At 67.8% G+C, this 15,588-nt stretch carries 16 protein-coding genes; 9 read left to right on the forward strand and 7 right to left on the reverse strand.

The features are described from left to right. Positions 1-17: 17 nt before the first annotated feature. The 3 genes from ACFVW6_RS28175 to ACFVW6_RS28185 form a co-directional block, all read right to left on the reverse strand. Entirely contained in the window at positions 18-1,691 is a 1,674-nt protein-coding gene (locus ACFVW6_RS28175) for an acyl-CoA synthetase (RefSeq protein ID WP_378826320.1), read from the reverse strand. Positions 1,692-1,755: 64 nt separating this feature from the next. Then, positions 1,756-3,294, reverse strand: a complete 1,539-nt coding sequence (locus ACFVW6_RS28180; protein ID WP_378826322.1) for a coniferyl aldehyde dehydrogenase — start codon at positions 3,292-3,294, stop codon at positions 1,756-1,758. A 24-nt stretch (positions 3,295-3,318) separates the two neighbouring features. After that, positions 3,319-4,128: an NAD(P)-dependent oxidoreductase gene (locus ACFVW6_RS28185; RefSeq protein ID WP_378826324.1), complete on the reverse strand. Its 810-nt coding sequence runs from the start codon at positions 4,126-4,128 to the stop codon at positions 3,319-3,321. Positions 4,129-4,315: 187 nt separating this feature from the next. On the opposite strand from ACFVW6_RS28185, the gene ACFVW6_RS28190 reads away from it, so the two are divergent. From ACFVW6_RS28190 to ACFVW6_RS28215, 6 genes are read left to right on the forward strand one after another with little or no spacing between them, the layout of a single operon-like run. Then, complete coding sequence (locus ACFVW6_RS28190) at positions 4,316-5,137, forward strand: mycofactocin-coupled SDR family oxidoreductase (protein WP_378826327.1); 822 nt, start codon at positions 4,316-4,318, stop codon at positions 5,135-5,137. A gap of 21 nt (positions 5,138-5,158) precedes the next feature. Beyond that, positions 5,159-5,887, forward strand: a complete 729-nt coding sequence (gene fabG, locus ACFVW6_RS28195; RefSeq protein ID WP_378826329.1) for a 3-oxoacyl-ACP reductase FabG — start codon at positions 5,159-5,161, stop codon at positions 5,885-5,887. After that, positions 5,884-6,774, forward strand: a complete 891-nt coding sequence (locus ACFVW6_RS28200; RefSeq protein WP_378826331.1) for a hypothetical protein — start codon at positions 5,884-5,886, stop codon at positions 6,772-6,774. Before fabG ends, ACFVW6_RS28200 begins: the two co-directional genes overlap by 4 nt. Beyond that, the gene (locus ACFVW6_RS28205; RefSeq protein ID WP_378826333.1) at positions 6,767-7,978 is read left to right on the forward strand and encodes an acetyl-CoA C-acetyltransferase; all 1,212 of its coding nucleotides are present in this window, start codon (positions 6,767-6,769) and stop codon (positions 7,976-7,978) included. Before ACFVW6_RS28200 ends, ACFVW6_RS28205 begins: the two co-directional genes overlap by 8 nt. A gap of 8 nt (positions 7,979-7,986) precedes the next feature. Continuing rightward, positions 7,987-8,439 (forward strand): MaoC family dehydratase, encoded by a 453-nt coding sequence (locus tag ACFVW6_RS28210; protein ID WP_378827022.1) that lies wholly within the window; start codon positions 7,987-7,989, stop codon positions 8,437-8,439. Positions 8,440-8,498: 59 nt separating this feature from the next. Next, the gene (locus tag ACFVW6_RS28215; RefSeq protein WP_378826334.1) at positions 8,499-9,689 is read left to right on the forward strand and encodes an acyl-CoA dehydrogenase family protein; all 1,191 of its coding nucleotides are present in this window, start codon (positions 8,499-8,501) and stop codon (positions 9,687-9,689) included. 58 nt (positions 9,690-9,747) lie between these two features. On the opposite strand, the gene ACFVW6_RS28220 is transcribed toward ACFVW6_RS28215, so the two are convergent. Next, positions 9,748-9,906, reverse strand: a complete 159-nt coding sequence (locus ACFVW6_RS28220) for a hypothetical protein (protein WP_378826336.1) — start codon at positions 9,904-9,906, stop codon at positions 9,748-9,750. Between the two features lie 1,001 nt (positions 9,907-10,907). Here ACFVW6_RS28220 and ACFVW6_RS28225 point away from each other — a divergent pair. Then, positions 10,908-11,354: an NUDIX domain-containing protein gene (locus ACFVW6_RS28225; RefSeq protein ID WP_378826338.1), complete on the forward strand. Its 447-nt coding sequence runs from the start codon at positions 10,908-10,910 to the stop codon at positions 11,352-11,354. A 59-nt stretch (positions 11,355-11,413) separates the two neighbouring features. On the opposite strand, the gene ACFVW6_RS28230 is transcribed toward ACFVW6_RS28225, so the two are convergent. Genes ACFVW6_RS28230 through ACFVW6_RS28240 form a run of 3 tightly spaced genes read right to left on the reverse strand, consistent with a single transcriptional unit; the run spans position 11,414 to position 13,900 of the window. Next, positions 11,414-12,067, reverse strand: a complete 654-nt coding sequence (locus ACFVW6_RS28230; RefSeq protein ID WP_378826340.1) for a hypothetical protein — start codon at positions 12,065-12,067, stop codon at positions 11,414-11,416. Positions 12,068-12,076: 9 nt separating this feature from the next. Next, positions 12,077-13,177, reverse strand: a complete 1,101-nt coding sequence (locus tag ACFVW6_RS28235) for a radical SAM protein (RefSeq protein ID WP_378826342.1) — start codon at positions 13,175-13,177, stop codon at positions 12,077-12,079. A 51-nt stretch (positions 13,178-13,228) separates the two neighbouring features. After that, a complete protein-coding gene (locus ACFVW6_RS28240; protein WP_378826344.1) occupies positions 13,229-13,900 on the reverse strand; it encodes a hypothetical protein in 672 nt (223 codons plus the stop codon). A 112-nt stretch (positions 13,901-14,012) separates the two neighbouring features. On the opposite strand from ACFVW6_RS28240, the gene ACFVW6_RS28245 reads away from it, so the two are divergent. Together ACFVW6_RS28245 and ACFVW6_RS28250 are read left to right on the forward strand one after the other, a co-directional pair. Continuing rightward, positions 14,013-15,269, forward strand: coding sequence for a helix-turn-helix domain-containing protein (locus tag ACFVW6_RS28245; RefSeq protein WP_378826346.1), 1,257 nt, complete (start codon positions 14,013-14,015; stop codon positions 15,267-15,269). Next, positions 15,266-15,580 (forward strand): hypothetical protein, encoded by a 315-nt coding sequence (locus ACFVW6_RS28250; RefSeq protein ID WP_378826349.1) that lies wholly within the window; start codon positions 15,266-15,268, stop codon positions 15,578-15,580. Before ACFVW6_RS28245 ends, ACFVW6_RS28250 begins: the two co-directional genes overlap by 4 nt. Positions 15,581-15,588 lie beyond the last annotated feature (8 nt).

The raw sequence follows: 15,588 nt of genomic DNA on the forward strand, positions 1-15,588 counted from the left end.
CCACCCAAGTCCTGGGCTCACTGCTCGCCGGCGACCTGTTCACGCGCCCAGCGATAGTCGGCCTTGCCCGCCGGGCTGCGGCTGATGGCCGGCCGGAAGACGACCGCCTTGGGCAACTTGTACCGGGCCAGTGACCCCGCGGCGTGCTCGACCAGCTCGTCGGCGCCCACCGTGGTTCCCTCGGCGCGCTGCACCACCGCGACGACCTCCTGCCCCCAGCGCTCGCTGGGCCGTCCCACGACCAGGACGTCGGCTACGCCGGGATGGGACGCGAGGGCCATCTCGACCTCCTCGGCGAAGATCTTCTCGCCACCGGAGTTGATCGTCACCGCGTCGCGGCCGAGCAGTTCGACGGTGCCGTCGGCGCGGTGCCGCGCCCGGTCACCGGGCAGCACGTACCGGACTCCGTCGATCACCGGGAACGTCGCCGCGGTCTTGGCTTCGTCGCCCTTGTAGCCCAGCGGGGTGAACAGCCGCTTGGCCAGCCAGCCCAGGCCGTCGTGGCCGGGTTCGAGCACCGAGGCGAGATCCTCGGCGACCACGCGGGTGTCCAGGCCCGCCGAAAAGGTACCGGTGGAGACGAAACCGGCAGCCGAGACGTGGTGCAATTGGGTCCCGGTCTCCGACGAGCCCACCCCGTCGAGCACGGCCAGTCCCGGCACCGCGTCGATCCACTCCTGTTTGAGAACGGGGTTCAGCACCGCGCCGCCGTTGGCGATCGCGGCCAGCGAGGACACATCGGCAACGCCGGACCGCACCGCGGCCAGCAGCGGCCGCGCCATGGCATCACCGACGACGATGGCGATCGCCACCCGTTCCCGCTCGATCGCGCGCAGCGTCTCGTCCGCGTCGATCCGGTCGACGACCGGGGAGAACACGACCGACTGCCCGGTGGTCATCGCGGTCAGCACCGCCCACTGGGCGGCACCGTGCATCAGCGGCGGCAGCAGCATCAGCTTCACCCCGGGATTGGCCGCTGCCCTGGCACCGATCTCCTCGTAGGAGCCCACGGTGGCGCCGGTGTTGACGTCGCGGCCACCGCAGGCGGCCATGTAGATGTCGTGCTGGCGCCACAGCACGCCCTTGGGCATGCCGGTGGTGCCACCCGTGTAGAGCACGTAGAGGTCGTCCGGCGAGGGGGTCACCGGCGGCGGCACCGGGTCGGTCTCGGCCAGGACGGTCTCGTAATCGACCGCGCCGTCGAGCAGTTCGTTGCCCGAGTCGTCGGCGATCTGGATCAGCACCCGCAATCGGGGCAGTTCGGCACGGATCTCGGCCACCCGCGGCGCGAAGGCCGCGTGGTAGATCAGGGCCGTGGCTCCGGCATCGGCGAGCAGGTGGCCGAGTTCGCTCTTGACGTAGCGATAGTTGACGTTGAACGGCGCGACCCGGGCGCGGAACGCCCCGACCAGGCTCTCGATGTACTCGTGGCCGTTGTGCGCGTAGATGCCGAGCAGATCCTGCCCGACCTCGTGACCGCGCAGCGCCGAACGCTCGGTGTGACAGCCGAGCCCGCGCTGATGCAGATAGGCGGCCAGGCGGATGGAGCGCTCGGCGGTCTGGGCATAGGTGCGGCGGTGTTCGCCCTGGATGACCAGCTCCCGGTCCGGCAGCGCGGCCGCGGCAGCGTCGGCGGCTCCCACCAGGGTGAACTGTGCCGGTTCTGGCCCGGCGGTGGCAGCGGACAACATGACTCCTCGAAAGTCGGCCGTCGGCGACGGCGCGTCGGATGGGGGAAGTGAGCGTGTGCGGCGATCAGGCATCAGCGGTGCGGGTCTGCACCGGCAGCCGCCCCGCGACCCGGCGGGCGGTCCGCCACCGGGCGGCTCGCAGGGCCAGGTCGACGATCCGGACCGTCCACTGCCCGAAGGGTGGCGCGGCGATTCCGGTGATCGGGAAGGGCAGATCGGTGCCGGCGACGGTGCGCCGATGACTGAAGGTGTCGAAGCCGGTCTTGCCGTGATAGGCGCCCATGCCGCTGTGGCCGACGCCGCCGAACGGCGCGTTCTCGGAGAACATGTGGATCGCGAACTCGTTGCGGGCCACCCCGCCGCTTCGGGTGCGGGCGACGAACGCGCGGAAGTCGGCGCGGTCGGGGCCGTACCAGTAGGCCACCAGCGGCGACGGGTGGGCGTTGATGTGGTCACTGACCTCGCCGAGCGTGGTGTACGGCCGCAGCAGCAGCACCGGACCGAAGACCTCCTCGGTGGCGATACGCATGTCGTCGGTGACGTCGTGGATCAGCGTCGGCGCGATCTTGCGCCGGTGCGGATCGGGCAGCGATTCCCCTTCCGGCGCCACCGATTCCACCCGGGCGCCGCGAGCCCGGGCATCCTCGATCAGCTCGACGATCCTGGTGTAGTTCGCGTCGTCCACCGAGGAGGTGTAGTCGTCGTTGTCGCCGATCGTGGGGAACATGCCGCGCAGTTCGGACCGCAGCGCCTCGGTGAAGCGGGCCATGCCGTCCTCGGGCACGAAGACGTAGTCCGGGCACACACAGACCTGGCCGCCGTTGACCATGCGCGCGCGAGCGATCCGGTTCGCGGCGCGGCGCAGATCGGCGCCGGGGCCGACCACGACCGGATTCTTGCCGCCGAGTTCGAGGGTCACCGGGACGAGGTTCTCGGCGGCGGCGCGCATCACCTTCCGGCCCACCCCGGTCGACCCGGTGAAGAACAGATGGTCGAAGGGAAGCGCGGTAAACGCCGCGCCGACCTCCGGACCGCCGACGACGATCGAGAGCTCGTCGGGATCGAAGTATCGTGCAGTGAGCACGCGGGTGAGTTCGGCCGTGCGCGAGGTGATCTCCGACATCTTGATCATCACCCGGTTGCCCCCCGCGAAGGCCGAGGCGGCGGGCACGACCACCAGTTGCAGCGGGAAGTTCCACGGGCCGACGATGCCGACCACGCCGAGCGGGCTGGGATGGATCTCGGTGCGGATGCCGAAGCCCCGCGAGAACGGATTAGGTTTCTCCGGGCGCATCCACCGCGCTACGTGTGAGCGGGTGTGCTCGAAAGCGGCGAGCATGCCGAGGATTTCGGCGAACAGGGTGCCGGTGCGCGACCGGGTGCCGAAGTCCTGCGACATCGCCTCGGCGTAGTCGTCGATGTGATCAAGGACCATGGCCAGCAACCGGTCGATCCGGTCGCGCCGCACAGCGGCCGACGGCTGCCCCTCTCGCAGGAACGCCGTGCGCTGGCGAGCCAGCATCGCCGGCAGCTCCGCCGGGTCCGTCGCGGCCGGGTCGGAGTGGACTCCGGCGCCTGCGGTACTGGTGGTCGTGGTGTCCATGGGCGGTGCCTCTCCGGTGCGGCGTCAGATCAGGTCGAACGGGCCGGCGGCGATCGCGGCACCCAGGCCGGCGAGGTCGACACCGAGGTCGGCGGTGGCGCTCAGGCACGCCGCGACGTCCTTGCGCAGGAACGGCCCCGCCAGCTTCCCGAATTCGGCGAAGCCGCCGCTCCTGCGGATCGAATCGGCCGCGAAGCTGTTGCCGCTGGCCACAGCCAGCGCGGCGAGGAGCTGACGCTCGTCGACGCCGAGCTCGCGACCGACCCCGGCCGCGACCCCGACCAGCTGGGCATTCGCGGCGAAGAGGGCGTTGTTGATCAGCTTCACTCCCAGCGCGCTGCCGAGCGCTCCGGTGGCCATGACCGTGCTCGAATAGGCGTCCAGCACCGGGCGAACGGCCTCGGCGGCATCGGCGGGACCCCCGAGCAGCACGGTCAGCCGACCGTTCGCGATGTCGTCGGCGGAACCGCTCACCGGGCCGTCGAGCAGAACCGGTCCCGCCGGGTGTCCGGCTGCTAGTTCCTTGACCGTCGAGACCGCGCCGGTGGTGTGCGAGACCACCACCGCGTCGGGCCGGGCGGTCGCCAGCAGACCGGCCGGACCGCCGAGCACCGCGATCAGCTGCGGGTCGGAGTAGAGGCAGGTGATGATCACTTCGGCACGATCGGCGATCGGCGCCGTCGAGTCGACGATCTCCGCGCCCGCGGCCTGCAACCGCTCGCGCACGTCGTCGCGGCGGGCATACACGATGGTCCGGTATCCGGCGGCGACCAGCCGGACCACCATCGGTTCGCCCATGCGCCCCGCCCCGACAAACCCGACAACCTTCGACATCTCGCGCCTCCTCATCGGCCGCATCCTCGCGGCCGGACGTCAGCGCGAACCTGGCGCGCTGCGTACAGATGCTACTCCAGTAATGACAACTGTAAACCACCTTCTTGCACCCGGCCCACCCCCACAATAGAGTCTGTACGCAAGCCATACCGTTGCCATTACAATATGGCTGACTAGAGGAGGTTCGGTGACCGGCCGACACACCGACAAAGTCGCTTTCATCACCGGCGCCGCACGTGGACAGGGCCGGGCCCACGCGGTCCGGCTGGCCACCGAGGGCGCCGACATCATCGCCGTCGATCTCGCGGGCCCGCTGCCCGCGGCAGTCCCCTACGACTCGGCGACGCCGGCCGACCTGGACGAGACCGTGCGCCTGGTCGAGGCGACCGGGCGCAGGATCATCGCCCACCGGGTCGATACCCGTGACCTGGACGGGTTACGCGCGGCCGCCGACGCCGGCGTGGCGGCGTTCGGCCGCCTCGACATCGTCGTGGCCAACGCGGGCATCTGCATCCCCCAGGTCTGGAACGAGATCACCCCCGAGTCGTTCTGCGACGTGCTCGACATCAATGTCACCGGCACCTGGAACACGGTGGCCGCCACCGCGGGTCATCTCGTGGACGGCGGGCGTGGCGGCTCGATCATCCTGATCAGTTCCGCGGCGGGGGTGAAGATGCAGCCCTTCATGGTGCACTACACCGCCAGCAAGCACGCGGTGACCGGGATGGCGCGAGCACTGGCCGCCGAGCTCGGCAAGCACCGCATCCGGGTCAACAGCCTGCATCCCGGCGCGGTCGCCACTCCGATGGGCGGGGGCGACATGGTGGCAGCCCTCGGACGGGCACTGGATTCCAATCCGCAACTGGCACAGATGGCCACGCCGTTCCTGCCCGACTGGATCGCCCAGCCCGAGGACATCGCCGCGGCGGTCAGCTGGCTGGCCGCCGACGATTCCCGGGCGGTGACCGCCGCGCAGATCGCGGTCGATCTCGGCTCCACGCAGTACTGACACGGAAAGGAATCCACGCCAATGTCACTTCTGGACGGACGCGTCGCGGTTGTCACCGGCGGCGCCCAGGGCATCGGACTGGCCATCGCCACAGCGTTCCTGCGCGAAGGGGCCTCGGTCGTCCTCGGTGATCTGAATCCCGGTACCGCCCTGGCGGACCTGGGCACCGACCGGGTCCGCGTCACCCGCTGCGACGTCACCAGCGCAGCCGACGTCGAGGCGCTGCTGGCCACCGCGGTGACCGAATTCGGGGCGGTGGACGTGATGGTCAACAATGCCGGGATCACCCGGGACGCCTCGATGCGCACCATGCGCGAAGAGGACTTCGACCAGGTGATCGCGGTGCATCTCAAGGGCACCTGGCACGGCACCCGCCAGGCCGCGGCGATCATGCGTGAGCAGGGCCGGGGTTCTATCGTCAACATCTCCTCGCTCTCGGGCAAAGTCGGGATGGCCGGGCAGACCAACTATTCGGCCGCCAAGGCGGGCATCATCGGCCTTACCAAGGCCGCGGCCAAGGAGACCGCCCGGTTCGGCGTGCGGGTGAACGCGATTGCGCCCGGCCTGATCCGCTCCCCCATGACCACGGCCATGCCGGAGAAGGTCTGGGACCAGAAGATGGCGGAGATCCCGATGGCCAGGGCGGGTGAACCCGGAGAGGTCGCGGCGGTCGCGCTGTTCCTGGCCTCGGACCTGTCGTCCTACATGACCGGCACCACCCTCGAAGTCACCGGAGGGCGGTTCATGTGACCACATGGCAGGCGCACACCGTGGTCACCCACGACTACGTCGATCCCGCCCCGGTGGCCGCGCTGAATGCCCTCTTCGACTCGGGTGCGGCCGCGATCGGAGTGGGCGATCCGCTACCGCCGCTGTGGCATTGGGCCGCGCTGGCCCGCTGGCCCGCTTCGTCAGCCATCGGCGCGGACGGGCACCCGGCGCGTGGCTCGTTCCTGCCGCCGGTGGAGCTGCCGCGTCGCATGTTCGCCGGTGGCACAGTGTCGTTTCCCGGGACCGTGCACGTGGGATCCACCATCCGCCGGGAGGCGCGGGTGGTCGCGGTGAACGCCAAGAACGGCCGCTCCGGTCCCCTGACGGTCGTCGAGGTCGAGATACGGTTGTTCGCCGAGACCGGCGCGCTCGCGGTCATGGAACACCAGAACCTCGTCTATCGGGGCGCCGCGGCCGCCGCGCCTGCGATCGAGACCGACACTGCATTCCAGCACCCGCGAACCCCCTTGCAGCGCAGCACCGAATGGGACTGGCAACTGCACACCGACCCGACCGTCCTGATGCGGTTCAGCGCGGCGACCGCCAATCCGCATCGCATCCACTACGACCTGTCCTACGCGACCGCGGTCGAAGGATATCCAGGCCTGGTCGTGCACGGTCCGCTCATGACCCTGGCCATGGCCGAGACCCTGCGCTGCGAACAACCGGACCGGCGCCCGGCCCGGCTGCGCCACCGCAATATCGCCCCGCTGTTCTGTGGCGATCCCGCGCGGATCCGGCGGCGCGAGACCACCGATGGCAACCTCGCTCTCGCCGTCCACACCGAGCCCACCCCCGGCCAGGCGGTCGAGCACACCGTGCTCACCGCCGATTTCACCGTCGACGGAGACCCAGCCCATGCGTGAAACTGTCATCTGCGAGCCCCTGCGCACCCCGATCGGACGCTACGGCGGCGCGTTCGCCTCGCTCACCGCCACCGAACTGGGCGTGATCGCCCTGAAGGGCCTGCTCGACCGCACCGGCATCGACCCGGACGTCGTCGACGATGTCGTTCTCGGGCACTGCTATCCGAGCAGCGAGGCACCGGCGATCGGCCGGGTCGTTGCCCTCGACGCGGGCCTGCCGGTGACTGTCGGCGGCATGCAGGTCGACCGGCGCTGCGGCTCGGGCCTGCAAGCCGTCGTCCAGGCGGCGATGCAGGTCGGCAGCGGCGCCTGCGATGTCGTCGTGGCGGGCGGAGTCGAATCCATGACCAACACGCCGTTCTACTCCACGGAGATGCGCTGGGGTGGTGCGCGTGGCGGTGTCCGGGTGCACGACGCGCTGGCTCGTGGCCGCGAAACCGCCGGTGGCCGTTTCCATCCCGTCCCCGGCGGCATGCTCGAGACCGCGGAGAACCTCCGCCGCACCTACGAGATCACCCGCGAGGAACAGGACCGGCTGGCGCTGACCTCGCACCAGCGTGCGGTCGAGGCCACGCGCAGCGGAGTACTCGCCGCGCAGATCGTCCCGGTGGCGGTGCGCTCACGCAAGGGCGAGGTGGTCGTCGACACCGACGAACACCCCAGGGCGGACACCACGCTCGAATCCCTGGCCGCACTGAAACCCGTTCGGGCGACGCTGGATCCGGAGTCGACTGTCACGGCGGGCAACTCCAGCGGCCAGAACGACGCCGCTTCGATGTGCCTGGTGACCACCCGGGCCAAGGCCGAGGAATGGGGGCTGACCCCACTGGTCTCGCTCACCTCGTGGGCCGTGGCCGGGGTGCGCCCCGATGTCATGGGTATCGGACCGGTCCCCGCGACGGAGGCGGCGTTGCAGCGGGCCGGACTCACACTGGCCGACATCGACCTGATCGAGTTGAACGAGGCGTTCGCCGCCCAGGCCCTGGCCGTCATGCGGGAGTGGAAATTCGGCGAACGTGATGCCGAACGCACCAATGTGCACGGATCCGGAATCTCGCTCGGGCACCCCGTCGGCGCCACCGGTGGCCGGATGCTGGCCACCCTCACCAGGGAACTACACCGCCGCGAACAGCGCTACGGTCTGGAAACGATGTGCATCGGCGGCGGGCAGGGCATGGCCGCGGTGTTCGAGCGGGTGAACTGACCATGACACTGCGCCGCTTCACCTCCGTCGACGACCTCGCCGAAGCCCTCGGCGAACCCATCGGTCCCGGCCCGTGGATCGCCATCGGCCAGGAACGCGTCGACACGTTCGCTGCGTGCACGGGCGACGACCAGTGGATCCACGTCGATCCCGACCGCGCCGCGAGCGGGCCCTACGGCACCACGATCGCCCACGGCTACCTCACCCTGTCCCTGCTGCCCCGCCTCGGCCGCGATCTCTACACCCTCGAGTTCGGCGCAGCCCGGATCAACTACGGCAGCAACAAGGTCCGCTTTCCCGCCGCCGTCCGCACCGGAACCCGCGTGCGGGCGGTGGCGATCCCGCTCGCCCTGAGCACCGAGGGCTCGCGGGCCCTGCTCACCGTCAGCTGGTCGGTCGAGAACGAGGACGGCGGCAAACCGGCGCTGGTCGCCGAGACCCTCACCGCGATCATGCTCTGATCCTCGCCGCCGGTCCGCCCCGGCCGGCGGCGCTGTCCCTTCCACGAACGGATCCACCGATGAAACTCGCGCACACCCACGGACTCACCGACGTGCAGACCGAAATACTCTCCGCTGTACGGACTTTCGTCGACAAGGAGATCATCCCTACCGCCCAGCAACTCGAGCACACCGACACCTACCCACAGGACATCGTCGACCGGATGGCCGAACTGGGCCTGTTCGGCCTCATGATCGATGAGGAGTACGGCGGCCTGGGCGAATCTCTGCTGACCTATGCCCTGTGCGTCGAAGAGCTGGCGCGCGGCTGGATGAGTGTTTCCGGTGTCATCAACACCCATTTCATCGTCGCCTACCTGATCGCCAGGCACGGCACCCCCGAGCAGAAACAACGGTTCCTGCCACGCCTGGCGACCGGGGAGATCCGGGGCGCGTTCTCCATGTCCGAACCCGAACTCGGCTCCGATGTCGCCGCCATCCGCACCAAGGCGACCCGCAACGCCGACGGCGGATACACCCTCGACGGCCGCAAGATGTGGCTCACCAACGGCTCGACCGCCACCCTGGTCGCCACCCTGGTCCGCACCGACGAGGGACAACCACGCGCACACGACAATCTCACGACCTTCCTCCTCGAAAAGCCCGTCGGCCTGGGCGAAGTCGCACCGGGCCTGACCATCCCGGGCCGGCTCCACAAGATGGGCTACAAGGGCATCGACACCACCGAGATGCTGCTCGACGGACACACCGTGCCCGCCGAGGCCGTCCTGGGCAGCACCACCGGACGTGGGTTCAAGCAGATGATGGACGGCATCGAGGTCGGTCGCGTCAATGTCGCGGCCCGCGCCTGCGGGATCGCGATCCGCGCCTTCGAACTCGGCGCCCGCTACGCCCAGCAGCGCAGCACCTTCGGCAAACCCATCGTCGAGCACCAGGCGATCGAGTTCGCGCTGGCCGAGATGGCGACCAAAGTGGAAGCGGCGCATCTGATGATGGTCAACGCGGCCCGGCTCAAGGACTCCGGCCTGCGTAACGACGTCGCGGCGGGCATGGCCAAGTATCTGGCCAGTGAGTTCTGCAACGAGGTGACGCAGGCCGGGTTCCGGATCCACGGCGGCTACGGATACTCCACCGAGTACGAGATCGAACGCCTCATGCGCGAGGCGCCGTTCATGCTGATCGGTGAGGGCACCAGCGAGATCCAGAAGCGCATCATCGCCAAGGGCGTGCTGCGCGACTACCGGATTTGACTGTGCCGATACCCGCATGGTCCAGGCAGCTATGGGACGAAATGCGCGGCGACTGACATCACTTGCGCCAGAACCGGAAGCACTCTGCGAGCCCACGCAGAACCTCGGCGCGATACCTCGCGGGCACCTTATGCATCGCCAGCCCGATCGCCACAGTCCGGCCGGCCGTCGCAATGGCCAAGGTCAGAGCCGCAATCAGGATCAATGTTGTGGTCATCGGTGCTCCATCACGCCTTCGGCTAGTTCGGTGAGACTAGCTAAGCCTGATGCACCGCCATATTCAGAAAGTGCTAATGACCTGGGTAGATGAACAAACCTGTGGACGACTTCCGAACCGCGGATAACTCGGCCTGACCATGCTCCGCGCTCACCGGTTCCGACGTGCGGTGTGGTACCAACGGAGCTCGTTTCACGACGGTGCCACGTACATACGCCAGCATCACCGCAACCTACCCAGGCGGCCTGGGCTCATAGACGCCACTACAAGAGCCTGACGAAGGCCCGAGCACCGGTCACGCAGTGGTGCCCGGCGAAGGCGTTGACCCAGCAGTCTCAACCGAAGCCACGCGGCCCGGATCACCAGCAACATCCGTAGCGATTGAGTAAAGACAATCCTGGATGACACCCAGCCACGGAAGTAGCCATCTACCAGGCGTGATACAGAGGCGCGGTGGGGCCCTTTATGACCCCACGTATTTCCGCACGTACTTCTTCACGCATTCCTCCACGCATCGACAGCGTTGGACCGGACAACCTACCTGCTCAGACCCCTTCGCTGGTTCGTCTACACGGGCCAGCAGTTTTCGTGATGCGAGGTCAGCGATCACGGCGCTGAGTTCGAGGTTTGTCGGGAGCTCCGATGACCCGATATTGGTGTGGACGCAGTCCCGCGAGTCGGTGGTGTCCATCTCACTCCTCCACATGGTGGCGACCGGAGTTCGTCGCGAAGTCCTGACGGTGGTAGCCGACTCGCTGACATTCGGGGAGGCAGGCATCGCGACGGCCGCGCCTGGCTGCCGCACCGAAAGTGATGATCGCGCGGAAGCTTTCGGGTGTCTGGCTTGGGACAACGAGGAGCTGGCCTTCGCTGCGATGGAGGGTGGTTCGGTGCGACATGAGGTCTCCGATTCCGATACGGCGACCAGGTAGTGCATGGGCCGCCGATGGCTTATGGTCGTGCTCGCGTTCAGGTCGAGCGCATCGAGAGAGAGGCGAGAAATGGCTGTGGCCAGCACTGAAAGACACACACTCATCGGTGATGTGCACCTGTTGCTCACCGACGATCAGGGTCGAATCCTGTTCGGCCGGCGAGCGGGTACCGGGTACGCAGATGGCGCGTTCCACCCGCCCTCGGGCCACCTCGAAGCCGAGGAGTCGGTGATCGAGGCGCTGCGGCGTGAAGCCGCCGAGGAGATCGGTGTGCACATCGCGCCCGAGGACATCGAGTTCGCGCACATCATGCACAACAGCTCGTCCGGCGGGCGCGTCGCGTTCTTCTTCCAGGTTCGGCAGTGGGAGGGCGAACCGACGAACATGGAACCCGACAAGTGTGATGCGCTGGAATGGTTCGCCGCCGACGCGCTGCCAGCGGACATGATCCCCTACTGCCGGGAAGCACTGGGCCACATCTCTTCCGGCAAATCACTGTCACTGTTCGGCTGGTGACAGGTGACGGTGGGGACCGTAACCTCTCTCTCACCGGTCCCCACCGTCGCTAGACCTCGTCAGATGAGCTGCCACTCATCGAGCGAGGCGATCAGTTCCTTGAGGCGCTGCGGGGACATACGTTTCTCCGCAGCGTCTTCGAGGGATTCCTTCGTGGCCCCGTATTGCCACCAGGACTCGCCGTTCTTGGCGTCCATGACCAGGAACCGGTCCTTGATGGCAGGGCCGCGCAGCACCAGCGACACGGTGCCGGGTTCGGCGACCACGGCGTGAACAGCGCTGTGGTGCAGCGCGTAACTTGCCCCGACTCGTTCCTGGCGCACGTGCACCGCGCGCAGGCTCGACACGTCGATCTCGGTATCGAGTTCGACGTCGCCGTAGAGCCGGTGCCGGTATTCGCCACGCAGGATGTGGCTGGCGTAGGTCCAGCGGTGGTTGTGCGGGCGATCGTGGTAGCCGGGGCCGAAGATGTGCAGGCGCAACCGGATCCCGGATTCGAGGTCGTCGTGCAGGACGATCTTGTCGAGAATGTCGTAGTGCTCGCACAGTGCGGCGAGGTCGGGGTTGTCGGGCAGCGTGGTCAATTCGCGGCGCAGCAGGTACTTCTGGGCGGCGAGCAGTTCGAAGGACTTTCGGGTGGCCGACTCGACGGCCTCCACGTCGTTCCAATCGAGGCAGCGCAGCGGTTCGATGACGGTTTCCATGGTGTGCATTGGGCTCTCCTATTCGGGTTTCGCGCTGGACTTCCACAGTCGGCAGACCGGCACGATGTCGGGGTAGGCCGAGCACGACGAAGCACCCATGACCAGCTCCTCGGCCGGACAGCCACCCATGCACGCCGATTCCTTGCAGCCGCCGCAGGCGCTGCCGACGAGAGGTTTGGTGAACAGATCGAACTCGTTGATCTCGCTGTCGCGGTTGAGCAGCACCTGCCCGTCGCGCATCGTGGCGTAGTAGGTGTCGGTGTCGAAGAGGTAGCTACACACGTAGCAGCGCCCGTCGGGGAAGATCGAGATCCGGTCGAGAGTACGGCCGATGCAGCCCTGGTAGCCCTCTCCGGCGTAGCGGTCCATCTGGTCGCGGCGCGCGTAGGTCGGCTGGAACCACACCCGTGACTTGTATTCCGGCGCAACCAGTTCGAGCCTCGTGCAGAAGTTCACCCACTCCAGGGGGTTCATCGCCATGTCGGCGTTGCCGTGGCCGGTGCCGATGGTGGAGAACACGTGGAACTTGACCAGGCTCGCGCCGATGTCGTCGGCGATGTCGAGCAGGCGCAGGACATCACCCTCGTTGGCTTTGTTGACCGTGCAGATGATGCGAGTGTCGAATCCGCGCTCGCACAGTTCGGCGCTGGTCTGCATCGCCTGGTCGAAGGTGCCCTCGCCGCGGACGGTGTCGTGGGTGGCCGCGCTGCCGCCGTCCATGCTGACCTGGACGTAGGCGAAGTCCTCGGGGGTGAGCTGGGCGAACTTCTTGCGGGCGATGGCCTGGGCGTTGGTGGTGGTGATGACGTGGCCGTAGCCGATGGTCCTGGCCGCGCGGATGGCGTCGATGTACCAGGGGTGGAGGGTCGGCTCGCCACCGAGGATGGTGAGCTTGTCGCCGCCGAGCTGCCGCCAGGTGGTGAGGGTGTCGACGATCTGCTGCGGGGTCATCTTCAACGCCCGCTCGAGCCGCTCGCCCATGTAGCAGTGCTCGCACCGCAACTGGCACGCCTCGGTGATGTAGAGGTAGACGTTGCGGAACCGGCCATAGGAGACCTTGTCGACACGATGCGGTTCGCGTTGCCCGGCGTTGCCCGGCGTTGCGCGGCATCCGGGCATGGCCGTAGGTGTCGGGCCGGAAAGTCGGGAGTCCCAGAGGGGTCGTGCTGGTCATGCGGTGGTGCTCCTCACGATGAGCAGGGGCTCGACGACTCGCGCGAGGGTCGCGGCGTCGTCGGCGGCATCGACGGAGTTGGTGGGGATGCCCGCAGCGTAGAACGCGGTACGCACGTCCTCGACCGTGTCGTCGTGGCGTCGGGTGCGGGCGGCGAACAGTGACGGAGCGTCGCCTCGCCGCGGGTGCAGCAGTGAGCCACAATTCCCGCAGGTCCATCCGCCGAACGTCGATGCGGAGGCGGGCAAGCGCGGATCGGCGGCCGGATCGCGCTCACATCGGTGACAGACTCGACGTGCTCGCGCCCTCTTGCGTCTGGCCGGCGCGTCGAGCACGAGCTCGATCGGCTCGACGGCACAACCAGGTGCGAGCTCCCGCGCTATCTCGAGCAGCGCCTCGACCTGCTGGCCGGTGCCGGGATAGTTGTCCAGGAGCACCGTGTGGATCCGGGAGTCGGTAGCCACGGTGCTCAGGTACCGGCGCACCGCCGGATTGACGACGTCATCGTCGATGCAGCCGAGGTCTCGCGGGCCGTGGCTGGCGGTCTGCCTGACCACCTCGGGCGGCACGTGTTCGCGCAATCTGAACACGTGCCGGTCGGGATTCTTGCCCAGCGCTAGCGTGAGCGTTGTCTTTCCGGACGCCGGTGGCCCGAGGATCGGCACCAACAGTGATAGCGCCATGTCGCCCCTTCCGCAGGATTGATATCGGACACACCGACGATCGCCGCGTCGAGCACGAATTGGCTATACACACAACGAGTCTCGGGAATTCCGGTGTATGCAGAAGGTGCATATGGGCTGGGTAGACCCGGTGGTACCGTCGGAAAAACCGTTGGGGACGGCCATGATCGCGGAAGCGGGGCGGATGATGCGAACAACCAACATCACGCGCGAATGCCCGATGTGCGGGACTCGGATGTCCCGATTCAACACCGGCACGGCGTGCAGTAGCTGCGCGCGAGAAGAACCCGCTGTCGGCGCACCGGTCATGCCCGCCGAGTTCTGGGCCAGCGATCACATGCGCGACGCCTTGGCCTCCTGGCACATGGGCCGGGTGATCTTCGCCTTCCGCACCCACCCCATGCACAAGTCCCCGATCACCCAACTCGACGTCGCGAACTGGCTCGACATGTCGCAGGCGACCCTGAGCCGGATCGAGTCCCGCGAAGCTCCCGAAAAGATGTCCAAGCTGGTCCAATGGGCAACAGCTCTGCACATCCCCGAGGAACTGCTGTGGTTCCGTCTCCCCCGACCGAACGCGGCAACCGAGGTCGACCGTCGCCAGTTGCTCGTCCTCGCGGCAGCGGCCGTCGCCTCGGCCACCACCGAGGACATCCTCCCCAGCAGCAGCCCGGCCACCGACGACTTCGACGCCTCGGTGCCCGCCATCGAAACAGCACTCTGGGCAGCGGGCAACATCGGAACCGATCAGCCGGTCCGCGAGATCGGCGAACTCGTCGCGCTCGCCCGACGCATCACCAAACTCCAAATGGCCTGCGAATACGCGAAACTCGGCCCCTTGCTGGCACCGGCGATCACCGATCTGTACCGCCAAGCCCACAGCGGAAAGCCCCGAGACCGCCGCGCCGCGTGGGATGCGTTGGCCCAGGTGGCTTCCGAGACCTCGGTGGCACTGCGCGCACGCGGCTATTTCGCCGTCGCCTGGTCAGCCGCGCAAGCAGCCGAATCCGCTGCCAAACGGATCGACAGCAGACAAGGCATCGCCTCGGGCGCCTACGTGCGCAGCCAGGTACTCCTCGCCCGACCCGAGTCCCTCAAGGCTGCCCTGGACTGCGCCGTGCACACCGCCGCCCAGGTCGGACCCGACGCAGCCACCGCCCCCGAGATACAAACAGTCGGAATGCTCCACCTCCAAGCCTCTTTGGTCACCGCCACAATGGGAGCCAGCCCCACGATCACCTCGCCCAGGCGACCGAGTACGCGGCTCAACTCGACCGCGCGACCATCGACGATCCCACCACGATCGTCGGCAACGTCTCCTTCGGCTCGGCCAACGTGGCATTGTGGAATATGACCGTGGCCATGGAAGAAGGCTCCCCGGAACGAGTGCTCGATCTCGCCCACCGCCTCGACCCTCGATCGTTGCCGACCGTCGGCCGCGCCGCACAGTACTTCGTAGAAGTCGGGCGTGCCGCCGCAGCCCGCGACGACCACACCATGTCCCTGGACGCGCTGTTGCGTGCGGAGCGCATCGCGCCTCAACAGGTCCGAAACATGGACACGGTGCAGGAACTGGTGGGCCACATGATGATCAAGGCCGGACGCGACCTCGTCACCGGTGACCTCGGCAAACTCGCTTCCCGGGTCGGTGCTGTGGCGCTGTAGGCGAAGAC

This window comes from Nocardia sp. NPDC058244 (assembly GCF_042882065.1).
Taxonomy (GTDB): Bacteria; Actinomycetota; Actinomycetes; order Mycobacteriales; family Mycobacteriaceae; genus Nocardia.